This window comes from Thalassolituus alkanivorans, from assembly GCF_020447205.1.
Lineage (GTDB): Bacteria > Pseudomonadota > Gammaproteobacteria > Pseudomonadales > Oceanobacteraceae > Venatoribacter > Venatoribacter alkanivorans.
Genome location: NZ_JAJAEL010000005.1, coordinates 166,641 through 183,495, shown reverse-complemented (window position 1 = coordinate 183,495; position 16,855 = coordinate 166,641). Strand labels below are relative to the sequence as shown.

Genomic DNA, 16,855 nt, shown 5'->3' with positions numbered 1-16,855 from the left:
TCATTCACTCTTTAACAGTTTTTCGAGCTCGTCAATTTGATGAGCCAATTGACGCCGATGCTCCTCAGTAAACATTGGACCATGAACATCTAGCGTAATTTGTAACTCAAGTAGTCTCGACTCAGCCAAAATCCTATTAACTTCATTAGCATTCGACATAACCTTCCTGCCATCCGAAGCTAATTGCCCTAAATCCACCTCAACCTGACCGAGCTTAGCCCTCACAGAGTCAAATGATGAGAGCCTTTCAGCCACTCTTCTGATTGGACTGATAAAAATAATAGAAATAACCATTGCTGCAACAGGCCACGACGCAACCCCTTCAACAATGCTTTGTACTAAATCTGGTGTTATATCCATATCAAAAAAAATCCGAAGTTATACTTTTATTATTATAACCAATTGCTCCACGATCAACAGTTACGTATTTCAAAAATAATAAATAACACTACCAAGCGCTAACTCTCTTCAAATAACCGACCCAATAGCTCCTCACCACAAGTCCAAGGCGAACCATAAAACCTTCATTTTCGGCTCGCACCTTCCCACTCCAAGCTGCAGAACTGCCTTTACGGCTCACATATACAAATACGGTCCCTCATTTCAGCGACAACAGCGGTAAGCTGTCGGCTCTGGCCTACCGGCACACCAAGCGCGCTGCCCTGCTGTCGGCAGCCTGTCGCAAACCAGCCAGTCAGGATGAGGCCATAGCCACTCAGCTGTATCGATGGTGGATAAGGCCATCAATACCAGCCTAATCGGGGGTGAAAACCTGAACCCGACAAGCCCAGCATTGCTATTCTCAAAAATCGGCAGACCGCTTTCTGCCTAGCGTTGCTCTGCGCATTATCGACATTTGTCTGTTCACATATCGACGTTTGTCTCTGGGTATTGAACCCGGCAGTACTGTTAGAATCAGAGCGAGGAGCTATCATTCACCCCGATGAATGAACGGACCGTGCAGAATCTAACTTGTTAACGATGAGGATACCGCTGTGTTAGAAGCTTATCGCGCACACGTCGCTGAACGTGCTGAATTGAATATTCCGCCCAAGCCACTGAACGCTGAGCAGACTGCTGCTCTGGTTGAGCTGCTGAAAAACCCACCGGCTGGCGAAGAAACCGTTCTGGTTGATCTGCTGGAAAACCGCATTCCACCGGGTGTTGACGAAGCCGCCTACGTGAAAGCAGCCTTCCTGACGGCCATCGTTAAAGGCGAAGCGACGTCTCCGCTGGTTTCTAAAGAAAAAGCGGTGCAGCTGCTGGGTATGATGCAGGGTGGCTACAACATCGCCACGCTGGTTGAGCTGCTGGACAACGCTCAACTGGCTCCGCTGGCTGCTAAAGAACTGAAGCACACCCTGCTGATGTTTGATGCCTTCAATGACGTACAGGACAAAATGAACGCCGGCAATGCCGTTGCCAAAGAACTGATGGAATCCTGGGCCAACGCTGAATGGTTCACCAAGCGCAACAAGGTTGCCGAATCCATCAAAATGACCGTGTTTAAAGTCACCGGCGAAACCAACACCGACGACCTGTCTCCGGCTCCGGATGCCTGGTCACGTCCTGATATCCCGCTGCACGCCCGCGCTGCTTACAAGATGACCCGTGACGGTCTGACTCCGGAAGAGCACGGCGTAACCGGCCCGATGAAGCAGATCGAAGCGATCAAAGCCAAAGGCCTGCCCGTTGCCTTCGTGGGTGACGTTGTGGGTACCGGTTCTTCCCGTAAGTCGGCCACCAACTCGGTGCTGTGGTTCTTCGGTGACGACATACCGGGCGTACCGAACAAGCGCGGCGGCGGTGTCTGTATCGGTTCCAAAGTGGCGCCTATCTTCTTCAATACCATGGAAGATGCCGGTGCTCTGGTATTCGAAGCCCCTGTCGACAAGATGAACATGGGTGATGTGATCGATATCCGCCCATACGAAGGCAAAATCCTGAACGAAGCCGGCGACGTTATCTCCGAATTCGAATTCAAATCCGATGTCATCCTGGACGAAGTTCAGGCTGGCGGCCGTATCCCGCTGATCATCGGTCGTGGTCTGACCACTAAGGCCCGCGCTGCCCTGAACCTGGGCGCAACCGACACTTTCCGTCTGCCGGTTGACCCTGAAGCAGGCAGCAAAGGCTTCACTCTGGCGCAGAAAATGGTTGGTAAGGCTTGTGGTCTGGAAGAAGGCCAGGGCGTACGTCCGGGCACTTACTGCGAACCTAAGATGACGACGGTAGGCTCGCAGGACACCACGGGGCCTATGACCCGTGACGAACTGAAAGACCTGGCGTGTCTGGGCTTCCAGGCGGATCTGGTGATGCAGTCGTTCTGTCACACGGCCGCTTATCCGAAGCCGATTGACGTTGAAATGCAGCACACCATGCCTGACTTCATCCAGACCCGTGGCGGTGTTGCTCTGCGTCCTGGCGACGGTATCATCCACTCCTGGCTGAACCGCATGCTGCTGCCTGACACGGTCGGTACCGGTGGTGACTCTCACACCCGTTTCCCTATGGGTATTTCCTTCCCGGCGGGTTCTGGTCTGGTTGCGTTCGCCGCAGCGACCGGTGTTATGCCACTGGATATGCCGGAATCGGTACTGGTGCGCTTCAAGGGTAAAATGCAGCCTGGTATTACCCTGCGCGATCTGGTTCACGCCATTCCGCTGTACGGTATCAAGCAAGGCATCCTGACCGTTGAGAAGAAAGGTAAGATCAACGAATTCTCCGGCCGTATTCTGGAAATCGAAGGTCTGGAAAACCTGACGGTTGAACAGGCGTTCGAACTGTCTGACGCCTCTGCTGAGCGTTCTGCCGCCGGCTGTACCATCAACCTGTCGGAAGAATCGGTGGCTGAATACCTGCGTTCCAACATCGTGATGCTGCGCTGGATGATCTCTGAAGGCTATGGCGACCCACGCACACTGGAGCGTCGCGCACAGGCAATGGAAGCATGGCTGGCCAACCCAAGCCTGATGCGTGCTGACAAAGATGCCGAATACGCTCATGTAATCGAAATCGACCTGGCCGACATCAAAGAGCCTATCGTGTGCTGCCCGAACGACCCGGACGATGCCAGGTTCCTGTCCGAAGTGGCCGGCGACAAAGTGGATGAAGTCTTCATCGGCTCCTGTATGACCAACATTGGTCACTTCCGCGCTGCGGGTAAGCTGCTGTCCCAGCACAAAGGTGGTCTGAGCACCCGTATGTGGATGTCTCCGCCAACCAAGATGGACGAAGCTCAGCTGATGGAAGAAGGTTACTTCAACATCTATGGCACTTCCGGTGTACGTACCGAAATGCCAGGCTGTTCTCTGTGTATGGGTAACCAGGCACGTGTAGCTCCGAACACCACCGTACTGTCTACCTCTACCCGTAACTTCCCGAACCGTCTGGGTGATGGTGCCAACGTGTACCTGACCTCTGCGGAACTGGCTGCGGTAGGTGCGATTCTGGGTAAACTGCCAACCACCGCAGAATACATGGAATACGCCAACAAGCTGGACAGCATGTCTGCCGACATCTACAAGTACCTGAACTTCGACAAGATGGACGAGTACACCAGAAAAGCAGCGACTGCTGTTATCGTGTCAGACAAGTAATTAACCCGAGCGATTGATCACTGAAAAACCCGGCTCAGGCCGGGTTTTTTATGGCTGCCCCTCTGAGCGGCAAGCTCTGCTGGTCACTGAACCGGTGCTGAATCCCGGACACGTTATTAAGCCCGAAAAGCGAACGATCATTTCTTTGCAATCCGGTGACATTTTCATTACATTCCGCGCTCCAATACCCGTTACGGACAACACTTCCAATCCAAAGGGGCACCATGTCAGCTTTATTTCCTTTAATTCCGGTAAAACTCCTTTTTGTTGGTCTGACGGTCTACATATGGACACAACTGATCAAACGCGGCACCGCTCTTAACCAGCCCCGCGTCAGCCGTCTGATGCTCGCATTCGCAATTGTCAGCGTCATTCTTGCGATTATCTCCGTTGGTAAAATCTACCCTTACGGTGCGGTTACCGACCTTTTGGTCTTCGCTATCGCAACCAGCCTGTTTATGGCTCTGCCCATGCGCACTCTTGCCGGCCGTTTTCTTGGCTTTCTGCTGATTGCCCTGCCATTGCTGGGCCCCCTTGCCTACCTGCTGCACTATCAGGTCGTGGGCGGAGCAATGAACAAAGACAGCTTTATTGCCGTATTCCAGACGACCAGTGCAGAAGCCAGTGAATATCTCGCCAGCTTCACATCCGTAATGTCAGTAATACCACTGCTGCTGGCCGTTGCCATCCTTGTCTGGATCGTTAAGCACAATGTTGGCAATGATCGTAAAACCCTGCCGATAAAAACTGCCACAACCTATGTTCTGCTGGGCATACTGATGATTGCTCTGGCACCGCTGGAAAAGGGCTTATTTACCTACCCGGTGGATGTTTACGTCAGCTATCAGAAAGAAATGACCACAACCAAAGAGCGCATGGCGCAATTCAGCCAGCGCAATATCAAGAAAGACTACCGCATCAGCAAGAAAGGCCAGGGAGAGATCTATGTGGTGGTTGTCGGTGAATCCCTGAACAAACACCATATGGGTGTCTACGGCTATGAGCTGGACACCACCCCTAACCTGCAGCGCCTGAAAGATGAGGGCAACCTGTTTATTGCCGATAATTCTTTCTCCAATTATCCCGGTACGATGGCAGCCCTGTCCCACGCCCTGACCGCAGCCAATCAGAAAAATGATAAACACTACACCCAGTCACTGGGCATTGTTGAACTGATGAACGAAGCTGGCTTTGTGACTCACTGGCTGGGTAACCAGCCACTGTCCAACAGCTATGACATGATCCTCGGTCTGATTGCCAAAGAAGCGCAGGATGTACAGCTGACCTTCGATATTGAATTTCACAGTATGTCGCACAAAAATCATCAGCCGGACGGCGTTCTTTTGCCACTCTATAAAGATATTCTGGCGCAACGCGATGCGGGTAAAAATCAGGTGATATTTGTTCACCTGATGGGCAACCACACCGATTACTGTGAGCGTTACCCGGAAGAATACAAACGCTACGAAGTTGCTCCGTTGGATGCCCTGTACTCGCACATATTCAAAGGCGGACTCGGCCACTCCCGTGAGTGCTATGACAACAGCATTCTGTACAACGACCATGTTGTCAGCACCCTGATCGACGATCTGCAGAGTGCTCTGGGCAATGATGGCATTGGCGGCCTGCTGTACTTTGCCGATCATTCCGAAGACATTGAGCGCGGCGTCGGCCACTCCAGTGCCAACTTCTCCTTCGATATGGTCGAGTCTCCGACCCTGATCTGGTTATCAAAGGCTTATCAGCAGCAAAATTCTGATAAAACCGCAGCCCTGCGCCACAACCTCGGCCAGTACTACCCTAATGACTTTGTCTTCGACACGGTGATTGGCATGAGTGGCAGCCAGATGGAAGGCGAAACTTATTGCAGCAGCTGCGACCTGTTCAGTTTCGACTACAACCTGCCACTGGAAAATGCCCGCACCATGCATGGCAAGCTGGCCTACAAACCCCTGAAAAACCCTCAGCCTGCCGCAACGGTAACCAGCCAATAATACAAACCACACCGGGCCTTATGGCCCGGTTTGTCCTCGCCTTTGTCGCCCCTCCAACCCCGCCATACTTTCTGTCCCCGCCAAACTTTCTGTTAATATGCGCTCAATCATTCGCTGCTTATCAGGCCTGCCGGGCCAACGGACAATATTATGGGTGCATATCTGGTTCAGATTCATTGTCAGCAATGGGAAAAATCGCAGCGCGGTGAACCCTACGCATCACTCAGACACAGCCAGCCTGAACGCAGCGCGATCGCATCCATACAACAACTCCCGCATATTCCACTCGGTAATGGCCAGCAATTACGCCTCGACATTCATGGCGATGACCGCCCGTCTTCGCGCTATCCCGATGGTCGTTTCCGCCTGAAAAAAGTCGGTAGTCAGGGCTGGCAACTGGACCGGGTTCTGTTTTATCAGCAACAGGATGGTGCCATCTGTCTGCGCCACAGCAGCGGTGACTATGTTCAATGGCAATTACAGGATGGCTGGCTGCAATACCGCTATCAACAGCGTTACCGGGTCGAAGAGCCGGACGCTATTTACTGGCTTTATGAGCGCGTTATCATCAATCTTGCTTATTTTCCGCACAGTAACGGACATAGCCAGATATTTACCGAGCAATCTCCAGCGCGGATTATTGATGACCAAAGCCCCGACGCCCTCTGAAAAAACAGCACAGGCGGCGCAACAGATTGTCCTGCATGCAACACAGCCTCAGCGCAACATAGGATTGCCGCGCTCCGCCACTTTATCTAACATTAGCCACCACCCTTAACCGCCCACCGGATACGGACTCTAACGTGAGCAAAGCTGAACTACATTCCGCCGGAAAACCCACTTTCCTGACAACCTGTGCAGGTATCATCAGCTCGCTTGCGCTGTTGATTCATACCGTTTTTCTTGGTGTATTTCTTTATGCCTTTATCCTGCTTCGCATCATCCTGCCAGCACGTCAGGCACAACAACTGGCAAATCCTGTTATTACTGCCATCGCCAGCCTCTGGCTGGCCGGTATTCTGTGGTGGCTCAATCATGTTCACCGCGTGCAATGGGATATCCGCGGCCTGTCACGCCAGGGTAAAAAAGACTGGTACCTGCTCAGCGCCAACCACCAGAGCTGGGTGGATATTTTTGTGCTGTATCAGATTTATCACGGCAAAGTCCCGCTGCTGAAATTCTTTATTAAAAAAGAACTGGCCTATGTACCTATTGTTGGTCAGGCCTGGTGGGCTCTGGATTTTCCTTTTATGCGCCGCTATTCCAAACAGTTTCTGGCCAAACATCCGGAAAAAGCCGGGGATGATTTAAAAGAAACTCAAAAAGCCTGCGAAAAGTTCTCGCTGACACCGACCAGCGTGATGAATTTCCTCGAAGGTACGCGCTTTACCGTTGCCAAACACCGCGACCAGCAATCTCCCTTTAAACACCTGCTGAGACCCAAGGCCGGAGGTCTGGCCTTTGCTATTCAGGCACTGGGGGATAAATTCAGCGCCCTGACCAATGTCACCATTTATTACCCGCAAGGTATTCCAAGCTTCTGGGACATGATGTGTGGGCGCTTTAAACACGCCGTGGTACAGATTGAAGAGCTGCCGATTCCTGCGCATTTCAGCAAAGGCGATTATCAGAATGACGATGCCTTACGCCTGGAAATCCAGCAATGGGTAACGGAAATATGGCTGAAAAAAGATGAACAGCTTTCCGTATTAGCCGGACAGAAGGCTGAACATTTGTAGCAGTTCAGTTCCTCAGTCCTGAACCACGATCAGGCGAGCCGGCAATTCCTGTAATTGCCGGCTTTTGTTTTAACAATTCTCCCACGGCATTATCGCCCTTCTTCCGTACCGCTCTGCGGGAGGCCGTACGATATTATCCAAAAAATTTTTGCGGTATTTATATACAGCCCTTCGCCCGGAAACAAATCCGGAATTAATATGGAGCAACAGGTTCCGAATGATTTAAAATCCCGCTTTTTTACCCGTCAAAACAACCGCTACATGATTAAATCTGCTCTGATTCCTCTTACACCCGCCCTGCTGAAACCCAGATACTGGAGTGCCTGGATTATCGTTCTGCTGATGTGGTCACTGGCCTGGCTACCGGTTAAAACCAAACATGCAATGGGCGCCCGCCTCGGCCGCGTGCTGAGCAAAAGAATGAAAAGCCGTACGCGCATAAGCCGCCGCAATCTGAGTGTCTGCTTTCCGGATAAATCCCCTGCAGAAATAGAAACCCTGATTGAAGAAAACATGGTGGAAATGACCAAAGGTGCACTGGAAGCCTCCCACCCCTGGTGGCGGGACATGTCCGGTTATTCGGCCAAAGCAAAGGTTATTGGTCTGGATAAATTGTTTAACGCCCGCGCCAAAGGGAATGGCGTACTGATCATGGGTGGCCACTTCGCCGCCGTCGATTTTATTCTGGCTATTTTCGCCGACCGGGTCGCACGGGATTACCCCCTCGGCTATATGTACCGCCCCCATGACAATCCGGTTATTAACCGTATGATTGTCAACGGGCGCCACCGCCATCATGTGCATGGTTTTACCAAATACGAACTGAAAGACATGGTTCAGTTTCTGAAAGACGGCGGCATGGCCTGGTACGGTTGCGATCAGAACTTCAGCAAGTCTGATTTATTTGCTCCCTTTTTCGGCATTCAGGCCGCGAACCTGTCAACGCCTACCTGGATCGCAAGAGAAAGCGGCGCCGCCGTGGTATTTATGCGTATGCATCGTCTTGCCGATGGTAACTTCGAATACGAATTCAGTGATGAACTGGAAGGCTTTGGTAACGATGCGCAACAAGACTGCGAAGCCTGGAACAGGGAGCTGGAAAAAGCCATTCTCCACTATCCTGCTCAGTACTTCTGGGTGCATAAGCGCTTTAAAAAACGTCCGGCCGGTGAAGCAAAAATGTACTGAACGACCGCCCTCTTACGCTTAATTGTAAGACAGAGGGTGTGCTCAGAAATCTCATTTCATAAAGTATTCACTGATCCAGTGATACAGCACATCTGCGTTAAAGTCGGTATTTTTTACCGCCTGATAGTCATCTCCCGGGTCCTGATCAATAAAGGTATATTGATATTGAATCAGCCCCGGGTGTTCATCATGCAACACAATAAGAATTCGTTTACGCGTCCGTAAGCAATCAATACTCATCACGTCGGCCGGAATCCCCATCCTGCGCATACCCTGCATAACCCCGATCACCGGATTAATATCAGCGAAATCCTGCTGAATCCGCAAATGTGCCTCACTGGCAACTTCCGACAACGACAGCAACGCCGGGTTGGCACTTATTTTCTTATCCATATGAATATCCTTGCAGCATAAAAAACGGGAGCCTGCGCTCCCGTTTTTTTATCCATCTGCCTGCCGGAATTATTCCGCAGCTTTTGGCTTTTCACGCAGTTTAATGTGCAGCTCACGCAGCTGGGTGTTATTAACCGCACCCGGAGCCTGAGTCATCACACAAGCAGCTGACTGGGTTTTCGGGAAGGCAATCACTTCACGAATAGAGCTGGCGCCGGTCATCAGCATAATCAGACGATCCAGACCGAAAGCCAGACCACCGTGTGGTGGTGCACCAAACTTCAGTGCATCCAGCAGGAAGCCGAATTTCTCACGCTGTTCTTCGTCAGAAATGCCCAGCGCGCGGAATACACTCTGCTGCATGCTCTGATCGTGAATACGGATAGAACCACCACCCAGCTCACAGCCGTTCAGAACCATATCGTAAGCACGGGACAGCGCGTTCAGCGGGTCTTTTTCCAGCTCTTCCGGAGAACAGCTTGGCGCGGTGAACGGATGGTGCAGTGCAGTTACAGAGCCATCGTCGTTCTCTTCGAACATCGGGAAATCAACAACCCACAATGCTGCCCACTCAGAGGTGTACATGTTCAGATCGGCAGCAACCTTGCAACGCAGTGCGCCCAGCGCTTCGTTAACGATCTTGGCTTTATCAGCACCGAAGAAAACGATATCGCCGTTCTTCGCTTCCAGCTTGGCCATGATCTTCATGGTGTTATCGTCGCCGATGAACTTGATGATCGGCGACTGCAGGCCTTCAACACCTTTTTCGATTTCGTTGACTTTAATCCAGGCCAGACCTTTGGCGCCGTAAATACCAACGTACTTGGTGTAATCGTCAATCTGCTTACGGGAAAGCTCAGCGCCGCCCGGTACTTTCAGTGCAGCAACACGGCCTTTCGGATCTTTGGCCGGAGCAGCAAAGACTTTGAATTCGATATCCTGCAGGAATTCAGCAACATCAACGATTTCCATCGGAATACGCATATCCGGCTTGTCAGAACCGTAACGGTTCATCGCTTCGGAATATGGCATACGCGGGAAGTCGCCCAGATCAACATTCAGTTCTTTCTGGAAGATTTCTTTGATCATGCCCTGGGCGATACCCATGATGTCGTCTTCGTTAATAAACGAAGCCTCAACGTCGATCTGGGTAAATTCCGGCTGACGGTCAGCACGCAAGTCTTCGTCACGGAAACACTTGGCGATCTGGTAGTAACGGTCAAAACCGGCAACCATCAGCAGCTGCTTAAACAGCTGTGGCGACTGTGGCAGTGCGAAGAAAGAACCTTCATGGGTACGGCTTGGCACCAGGTAGTCACGCGCACCTTCCGGCGTTGCGCGGGTCAGGATCGGGGTTTCAATATCGAGGAAACCCTGCTCTTCCAGATAACGGCGGGCATGCGAAGTCACCTTTGAACGGAAGCGCAGTTTGTCCTGCATTTCCGGACGACGCATATCCATAAAGCGATACTTCAGACGAATCTCTTCACCCACATCGCTGTAACCATCAAGCGGGAACGGTGGTGTTGCGGCCTTGTTCAGGATGGTGATTTCTTTACCCAGAACTTCGATCAGACCGGTTTTCATATTGGCATTGGTGGTGCCTTCCGGGCGGCCACGCACGCGACCACTGATCTGTACAACAAACTCAGAGCGTACGCTGTCAGCGGCATTGAAAGCATCCACAGTGTCAGGGTCAAACACCACCTGCACCAGACCTTCGCGGTCACGGATGTCGAGGAAAATCACGCCCCCGTGGTCGCGGCGACGATGCACCCAGCCACAGAAGGTTACGGTTTGGTCGATCAAGGTTTCGTTGATATCACCACAATAATGTGTGCGCATCGCTTGGTCCTGCATCTGAATCGTCAATGAAGTTGCCGACAGGCCGTAAATAGAAGGCGGGCCGGAAATAAAAGGCGGGCAGTATAACGGATTTTAACGGCGATCCGATACCTCAGCAGCCGGATTCCTGCAACCTCAGGCCCAACCTGCAGCAAAGGCACTGCCGGTTATGGCAGAAAGCCCTGCGGATCGTCACAAATCCACCTTGAGCCCCCTCCTCACTCAGGTAGTCTGCACAGCCTAAAACAATAACAGCCGTGAGCATCCCTCACTTCAGCAGAACATCAGCGGAGCAAACCATGCAGTCATTTTCCAATAAAGTTGTTGTCATCACCGGTGCAGCTTCCGGCATTGGCCGGGCACTGGCCCAGCAGCTGAGCCGCGAAGGTGCCCACCTGGCACTGTCCGACGTCAATATGAAAGGTCTGGAAGAAACCCGCTCATTGCTGAGCGGCCACGGCAAAGTAACCCTCTGCGCCCTGAACGTTGCCGACCGCGATGCATTCGAAGCCTATGCCGCACAGGTGGTCGCCGACCATGGTCAGGTCGATGCTGTGATCAATAATGCCGGTGTCGCCTTATCAGAAACCGTCGCCAATATGAGTTACGACGACATGGAGTGGATTGTAAATATTAACTTCTGGGGCGTGGTCTACGGCACCAAAGCCTTCCTGCCACACCTGCAGAGCCGGCCAGAGGCCGCCATTATTAATATTTCCAGTATTTTTGGCATCATTGCCCTGCCAACCCAGGCCGCCTACAACGCGACCAAATTTGCCGTGCGCGGCTTTACCGAATCCCTGCGTCAGGAACTGGCCGATACCAACGTCTTTGTCACCACCGTGCATCCCGGCGGCATTAAAACCAACATCGTCCGCAATGGCCGCATGAAAACTTCTCTGGCTGGCGAGAAAGACCACGCCACCCAGATTGCAGAGTTTGAAAAGATGGCACGCACAACCCCTGCACAAGCCGCTGATGTGATTCTCAGTGGGGTAAAACAGCAAAAACGCCGTATTCTGATCGGTGCTGACGCCCGCCTGATGGACCGTATTCAACGCTGGTTCCCGGTGCGTTACAGTGGCATATTCGGTTGGGTACTGAAAAAGCTGGCATAAAAGACCGGTGAATTTCCGCAAAAAACCGTATCAGATAGTCGCAAATCACGTTTTGTGACGAAAAACCCCGAAAAAACAGGGCTCAGGTGCTTGCCTCGCCCTTTTTTTTACATAAGAATTCTCTGGCCTCTCCGATAATATGCAGCATCTCAACGTCAGCCTGCCACGGAGAAGCCCGAACCCGGAACAACAAAACCAAAAGGATCAGACCATGGCTGCAAGAAAATCTCCGGCGGCGAAAGCTCCTGCGAAAAAAGCGGTTGCCAAAGCCCCTGCTAAAGCACCAGCGGCTAAAAAAGCCGTAGCCAAAGCACCTGCAAAGAAAGCCGTCGCTAAAGCGCCTGCGGCTAAAAAAGCCGTAGCCAAAGCACCTGCTGCCAAGGCAGCCGCACCGGCAGCACGTAAGACCACTGCTATTGCTGAAAAATACAGCAAGACCCAACTGCTGAACGAAATCGCAGAAACAACTGGTCTGGCCCGTAAAGACGTTAACGCTGTACTGGAAGAACTGACCGTTCTGATCGAACGTCACGTGAAAAAACGTGCCGTTGGTGAATTCATTCTGCCAGGCCTGCTGAAAATCAAGACCATCAAAAAACCTGCGCAAAAAGCCCGCAAAAATGTGCCGAACCCATTCCGTCCGGGTGAAACCATGGATGTTGCAGCTAAGCCTGCGAGCACCAAGGTTAAAGTTCTGCCACTGAAGAAACTGAAAGACATGGCGATGTAATCCATTGCCCATGCAGCAATGGCTGGTGCGCTTCCGGGCAGCCGGCACATCGTTAAGCGGCCGGTGTTTATACCGGCCGCTTTTTTTTTGCCCGGAACTTCACCGGTCTGTTTTTTGATTTTGGCTCCGGAACACGCCACCATGCACAGATACCTGCCATTGGCCGCTGAACATGTCTGAGTTAATTCCACTGCTCAACGAGATTGAACATTGCACCCGCTGTGTTGCTGACCTGCCACTTGGGCCACGCCCGGTTGTCCGCGCGGCGGCAACATCGCGTCTGCTGATTATTGGCCAGGCACCCGGAACCAAAGTTCACGCCAGCGGAATTCCCTGGGACGACGCCAGTGGCCAGCGACTGCGGCAGTGGCTGGGCATCAGCAATGATGTGTTTTATGACGACAGCAAAGTCGCCATTATGCCGATGGGATTCTGCTACCCGGGAAAAGGTAAAAACGGAGATTTACCACCGCGCCCGGAGTGTGCACCGCATTGGCATGCGCAGTTACTGGCAGCCATGCCCAATATCCGCCTGACGCTGTTAATCGGGCAATATGCACAGAACTACTATTTAAACGATGATTATCGCAACCTGAGCGAACGCGTTACGCACTGGCGGGATTTTCCCCACGATTTTTTTGCCCTGCCGCATCCTTCACCACGTAATCAGCTGTGGCTGAAAAAACACCCCTGGTTTGAGCAGGAGGCAATTCCTGCCCTGCAACAACGTATTCGCCGCCTGCTGGAAAGCGCACCATGACATCACGACTGACGTTACTGCTCAGCTATCTGCTGTATTTGCCATTGCTGCCGGCATTGCCCTGGATTATTTATCAGGGAAAAACCGTTAAACGCGATACCCTGCGCCTGCCTGAAGCCAGCGGCATACGCTCTGGCACTGAACCGAAATTACAACAGCCAGCGCACAGTCTGCTGCTGCGTCATATTGGCGAAAGCACCGTCGCCGGCGTAGGTATCAGCAGCATCAGCAATGGCCTCACCGCCTGCATTGCCCGGGCACTGGCCAGTGAACAATTAGCGGTGCAATGGCAGGCGATTGCACAAAGCGGCATCCGCGCAGCACAGTTAAAAGACATCATTGCAGAAGAAGATAAAGCCCCGGAGCAAGCGCCATATCAGAAAGCACTGTTGCTGATTACCCTGGGCGTGAATGACACCACAGGCCTGACTGCTGCCCACCAATGGCGACGCCAGCTGCGCCGTATTATTCAGCATGAAACAGCCCATCTGCCGGCCGGAACTCAGGTTGTATTTACTCAGGTGCCGCCGATGCAGGATTTCCCTGCGCTGCCTGCCCCACTGAACCGCTTTCTTGGTTTGCGCGCCTGGCAACTGGATAAACAAATAAGACACTTATGCAGTAAGCAGGGCTGGCATCATGCGGCGATCAGCTTGCCGCTGCAGCCACAATGGATGGCAGAAGATGGTTATCACCCCAACGCTGAAGGCTACGCCCGCTGGGGTGAAGGGGTTGCGGACAGCATCCGCACATTACTCTGACCAGAGCTGAGTGCGCTTTTACCACTGATCCCGCAGGCTGCGCAGCGCCCGGAATACATCACGGTCACTGTCGCCCAGCTGCGGAAAGTGCTCTTCTTTCAAACGCTCACGGATACGCGGCTCGTGCAGACGTAAAAACGGGTTATATTCACGCTCCTGCCCCAGCGTCATCACCGGCATATCATCCGGAGAAAAGGCTGACACCTGATCAGCCCAGTAACCTGCCATCGCATTACCCGGTTCCCGGTCGAGGGCAAAAGCCAGATTATTTTTCATATAATCGTGCCCCGGATAAAGCAGGGTTTCATCCGGCAATGGCAGTAGCTGCGACACAAAAGTATCGTACATAGTGTCGACATTACCGCCGTTATAACAATTTCCGGCACAGGCATTAAATAAGGTATCGCCGGAAAACAATACCGGCACAGATTCGTGCTCCGACACCGGTGCCAGCAGGCATAAATGCACCGGTGTATGACCGGGCGTAAACAACACATTAAACCGTAACGTACCCAGTTCAATCACATCACCTGCATCCAGACCATGCGCCTGATTAGGGATTTTCCCCAGCGCATTTTTATGCGCCCAGATGGGCGCACCGGTTGCAGCCTGCACCGCCGGATTACCGTCAATATGATCATGGTGCTCATGGGTATTAATAATCAGCCGGATATCCAACCCCTGTTCAGCGGCTAATTGCACCATGCCTTCACCATCCAGCGGATCAAGGGCAATGGCCTGACGGGTTTCTTCACAGGCGATCAGATAATTAAAGTTTCTGAGCGGGTTATTCATAAAACGGCGTAACACAATCATATAGTTTCTCCGGCTCAGACATTACCAATAGACGTTGTTTTCTTCGTCATCCTCAGCGTGCAGGTCTTCAACAAAATGACTGGAAAATAAACTCTTCAGCTCATGCACACGCTCCTCCAGGGCTGCTGCACTGTACGGCACCGCCGGACTGTGTCCCCAGACAGGGCCCGGCCAGGCAGGGTCATCAGCGAAACGGGCTATATGGTGTACATGCAACTGAGCAACCACATTACCCAGCGCGGCGACGTTCATGGATTTGGCAGAAAAATGATCGGCCATTTTTTCCAGCACCCAGCTGGATTCTTTGGCCAGCTGCATCCGGTCTTCTTCCGACAGATGATAAATTTCAAACACATCGTTACGGGCCGGTACCAGAATCACCCATGGGTAACGGCTGTCATTCATCAGCAGCACCTGGCTCAGTGGCAGGCGGCCGATCAGCGTGGTATCCGATTGCAGTCGTTCATCAAGACGGAACATAATTCCCTCCGCAGTAGTTATTCCAGTCATTATGATAGGCCTGAGACTGCGCAAGGTCACTGCTTTCACAGATAAGCTGACAAATATTCTGTCGCAGATACTGATATGCAACCCACAAAGACTACGGATCGCTCTGAATGAAGGATTTCCACCTGATCACCAGCATTAGCGCCATCCCTGAAACTCAGTGGCAAAAACTGCAACGCAACAGCGCGGGGGATTATCCCTTTCTTGATTACCGCTTTCTCGCCGCCCTCGAACACAGCGGCTGCATTGGCTCCGGCAGCCGCGGCAACAACAACGAGGACAACAACAACGAAGACCATGAACACGACAGCGGCTGGCAGGTACAGTATCTGGTGCACTTTGATACTCAGGGCGAAGCCGGAATAATCATTCCCTGCTATCGCAAAACGCACAGTTACGGCGAATACGTGTTTGACTGGAGCTGGGCCGAAGCTTATCAGCGCTATGCGCTGGAGTATTATCCCAAGCTGTTATGGGCCGCGCCTTTTACTCCGGCAAGTGGCCCCCGGCTGCTGCATAACGCTACGTCAGAAACAGAAGTACAGCAGGTCTGGCAGGATGCATTACAGGCTGTACAGGCATTTTGCTCAGCGCAGCAGTTATCCGGCTGGCACCTTAACTTTGTCGCTCCCGGCGACAAAGTGCTGCTGGATACACTTTGTAAGTCCGCAACCACGCAGGCAATGCCACCGGTACGCCGGCGCGGCTGTCAGTTTCACTGGTTTAATCAGGGCTATATAAGTTTTGATCATTACCTGCAGTCCTTTGCCAGCCGAAAACGCAAAAATGTGCGTAAAGAACGCCAGCGCCTGCAGGATATGGGCATCAATATTGTGCAAAAAACCGCCGATAATATCAGCGCCGCCGACATACACTTTTTTTATCAGTGTTACCAATTAACCTATTGGCGCCGGCGCTCTCAGGGTTATTTAAACGAAACGTTTTTTCAGTTATGCCGCCAACATTTATCCCGACAAATGTTGCTGGTACAGGCCGAAAAAGACGGCCAGCTTCTGGCCTCTGCCCTGTATTTTTTTGATGACACGACGCTCTATGGTCGCTACTGGGGTTGTCAGCAGGATATTGACGGTCTGCATTTTGAGGCCTGTTATTATCAGGGCATTGAATTCTGTATAGAAAACAACCTGCAGCGCTTTGATCCGGGCACCCAGGGAGAACATAAAATCAGCCGTGGATTTACACCGGTCAGCACCTTCAGTTATCACCAGCTAATGCAGCCGGAATTCCAGCAGGCCGTTGCGCACTTTGCGCAGGAAGAAGAAGCTCAGGTTATTATTTATGAGCAACAGGCACGCAGCCTGCTGCCGTTTAAACGTTAACGCTAAACGACAACCATAAAAAAACGGAGCTGCTGTCCCACAGTTTTTAATCAGCACCGTAGCTA

Annotated in this window: 15 protein-coding genes; 10 read left to right on the top strand and 5 right to left on the bottom strand. The window is 52.1% G+C overall.

Annotated features, from left to right (window positions below):
- Entirely contained in the window at positions 1–360 is a 360-nt protein-coding gene (locus tag LGT44_RS01825; protein ID WP_230330279.1) for a hypothetical protein, read from the bottom strand.
- Positions 361–995: 635 nt separating this feature from the next.
- Here LGT44_RS01825 and acnB point away from each other — a divergent pair.
- From acnB to LGT44_RS01800, 5 genes are all read left to right on the top strand, one after another.
- Entirely contained in the window at positions 996–3,599 is a 2,604-nt protein-coding gene (acnB, locus tag LGT44_RS01820) for a bifunctional aconitate hydratase 2/2-methylisocitrate dehydratase (RefSeq protein ID WP_230330278.1), read from the top strand.
- Positions 3,600–3,823: 224 nt separating this feature from the next.
- The gene (locus tag LGT44_RS01815) at positions 3,824–5,593 is read left to right on the top strand and encodes a phosphoethanolamine transferase (protein WP_230330277.1); all 1,770 of its coding nucleotides are present in this window, start codon (positions 3,824–3,826) and stop codon (positions 5,591–5,593) included.
- Positions 5,594–5,743: 150 nt separating this feature from the next.
- The gene (locus tag LGT44_RS01810) at positions 5,744–6,262 is read left to right on the top strand and encodes a hypothetical protein (protein ID WP_230330276.1); all 519 of its coding nucleotides are present in this window, start codon (positions 5,744–5,746) and stop codon (positions 6,260–6,262) included.
- A gap of 134 nt (positions 6,263–6,396) precedes the next feature.
- Positions 6,397–7,332 carry an acyltransferase gene (locus LGT44_RS01805; RefSeq protein WP_230330275.1) on the top strand — a complete coding sequence of 312 codons (936 nt, stop codon included), beginning with the start codon at positions 6,397–6,399 and terminating at the stop codon, positions 7,330–7,332.
- 198 nt (positions 7,333–7,530) lie between these two features.
- Entirely contained in the window at positions 7,531–8,520 is a 990-nt protein-coding gene (locus tag LGT44_RS01800; RefSeq protein ID WP_230330274.1) for a lysophospholipid acyltransferase family protein, read from the top strand.
- Between the two features lie 51 nt (positions 8,521–8,571).
- Here the strand turns inward: LGT44_RS01800 and LGT44_RS01795 are convergent, their stop codons facing one another.
- Together LGT44_RS01795 and aspS are read right to left on the bottom strand one after the other, a co-directional pair.
- On the bottom strand, positions 8,572–8,913 hold the full coding sequence (locus LGT44_RS01795; protein ID WP_230330273.1) for a hypothetical protein: 342 nt from the start codon (positions 8,911–8,913) through the stop codon (positions 8,572–8,574).
- 69 nt (positions 8,914–8,982) lie between these two features.
- Positions 8,983–10,758 (bottom strand): aspartate--tRNA ligase, encoded by a 1,776-nt coding sequence (aspS, locus tag LGT44_RS01790; RefSeq protein WP_230330272.1) that lies wholly within the window; start codon positions 10,756–10,758, stop codon positions 8,983–8,985.
- Positions 10,759–11,057: 299 nt separating this feature from the next.
- Here aspS and LGT44_RS01785 point away from each other — a divergent pair, with 299 nt between their 5' ends.
- The 4 genes from LGT44_RS01785 to LGT44_RS01770 all read left to right on the top strand — a co-directional run bounded on the left by LGT44_RS01785 (position 11,058) and on the right by LGT44_RS01770 (position 14,127).
- Positions 11,058–11,876, top strand: coding sequence for an SDR family NAD(P)-dependent oxidoreductase (locus LGT44_RS01785; RefSeq protein WP_230330271.1), 819 nt, complete (start codon positions 11,058–11,060; stop codon positions 11,874–11,876).
- A 211-nt stretch (positions 11,877–12,087) separates the two neighbouring features.
- Positions 12,088–12,606 carry an HU family DNA-binding protein gene (locus tag LGT44_RS01780; protein ID WP_145468390.1) on the top strand — a complete coding sequence of 173 codons (519 nt, stop codon included), beginning with the start codon at positions 12,088–12,090 and terminating at the stop codon, positions 12,604–12,606.
- 172 nt (positions 12,607–12,778) lie between these two features.
- A complete protein-coding gene (locus LGT44_RS01775; protein WP_230330270.1) occupies positions 12,779–13,366 on the top strand; it encodes a uracil-DNA glycosylase family protein in 588 nt (195 codons plus the stop codon).
- On the top strand, positions 13,363–14,127 hold the full coding sequence (locus tag LGT44_RS01770) for an SGNH/GDSL hydrolase family protein (protein ID WP_230330269.1): 765 nt from the start codon (positions 13,363–13,365) through the stop codon (positions 14,125–14,127). Before LGT44_RS01775 ends, LGT44_RS01770 begins: the two co-directional genes overlap by 4 nt.
- Positions 14,128–14,145: 18 nt before the next feature.
- On the opposite strand, the gene LGT44_RS01765 is transcribed toward LGT44_RS01770, so the two are convergent.
- The gene (locus LGT44_RS01765; RefSeq protein ID WP_230330268.1) at positions 14,146–14,943 is read right to left on the bottom strand and encodes a hydroxyacylglutathione hydrolase; all 798 of its coding nucleotides are present in this window, start codon (positions 14,941–14,943) and stop codon (positions 14,146–14,148) included.
- A 21-nt stretch (positions 14,944–14,964) separates the two neighbouring features.
- Positions 14,965–15,423, bottom strand: coding sequence for an HIT domain-containing protein (locus tag LGT44_RS01760; protein WP_145468381.1), 459 nt, complete (start codon positions 15,421–15,423; stop codon positions 14,965–14,967).
- Between the two features lie 137 nt (positions 15,424–15,560).
- Between LGT44_RS01760 and LGT44_RS01755 the strand changes: the two genes are divergently transcribed.
- Positions 15,561–16,790, top strand: coding sequence for a GNAT family N-acetyltransferase (locus LGT44_RS01755; protein ID WP_230330267.1), 1,230 nt, complete (start codon positions 15,561–15,563; stop codon positions 16,788–16,790).
- The last annotated feature ends 65 nt before the right edge of the window (positions 16,791–16,855 follow it).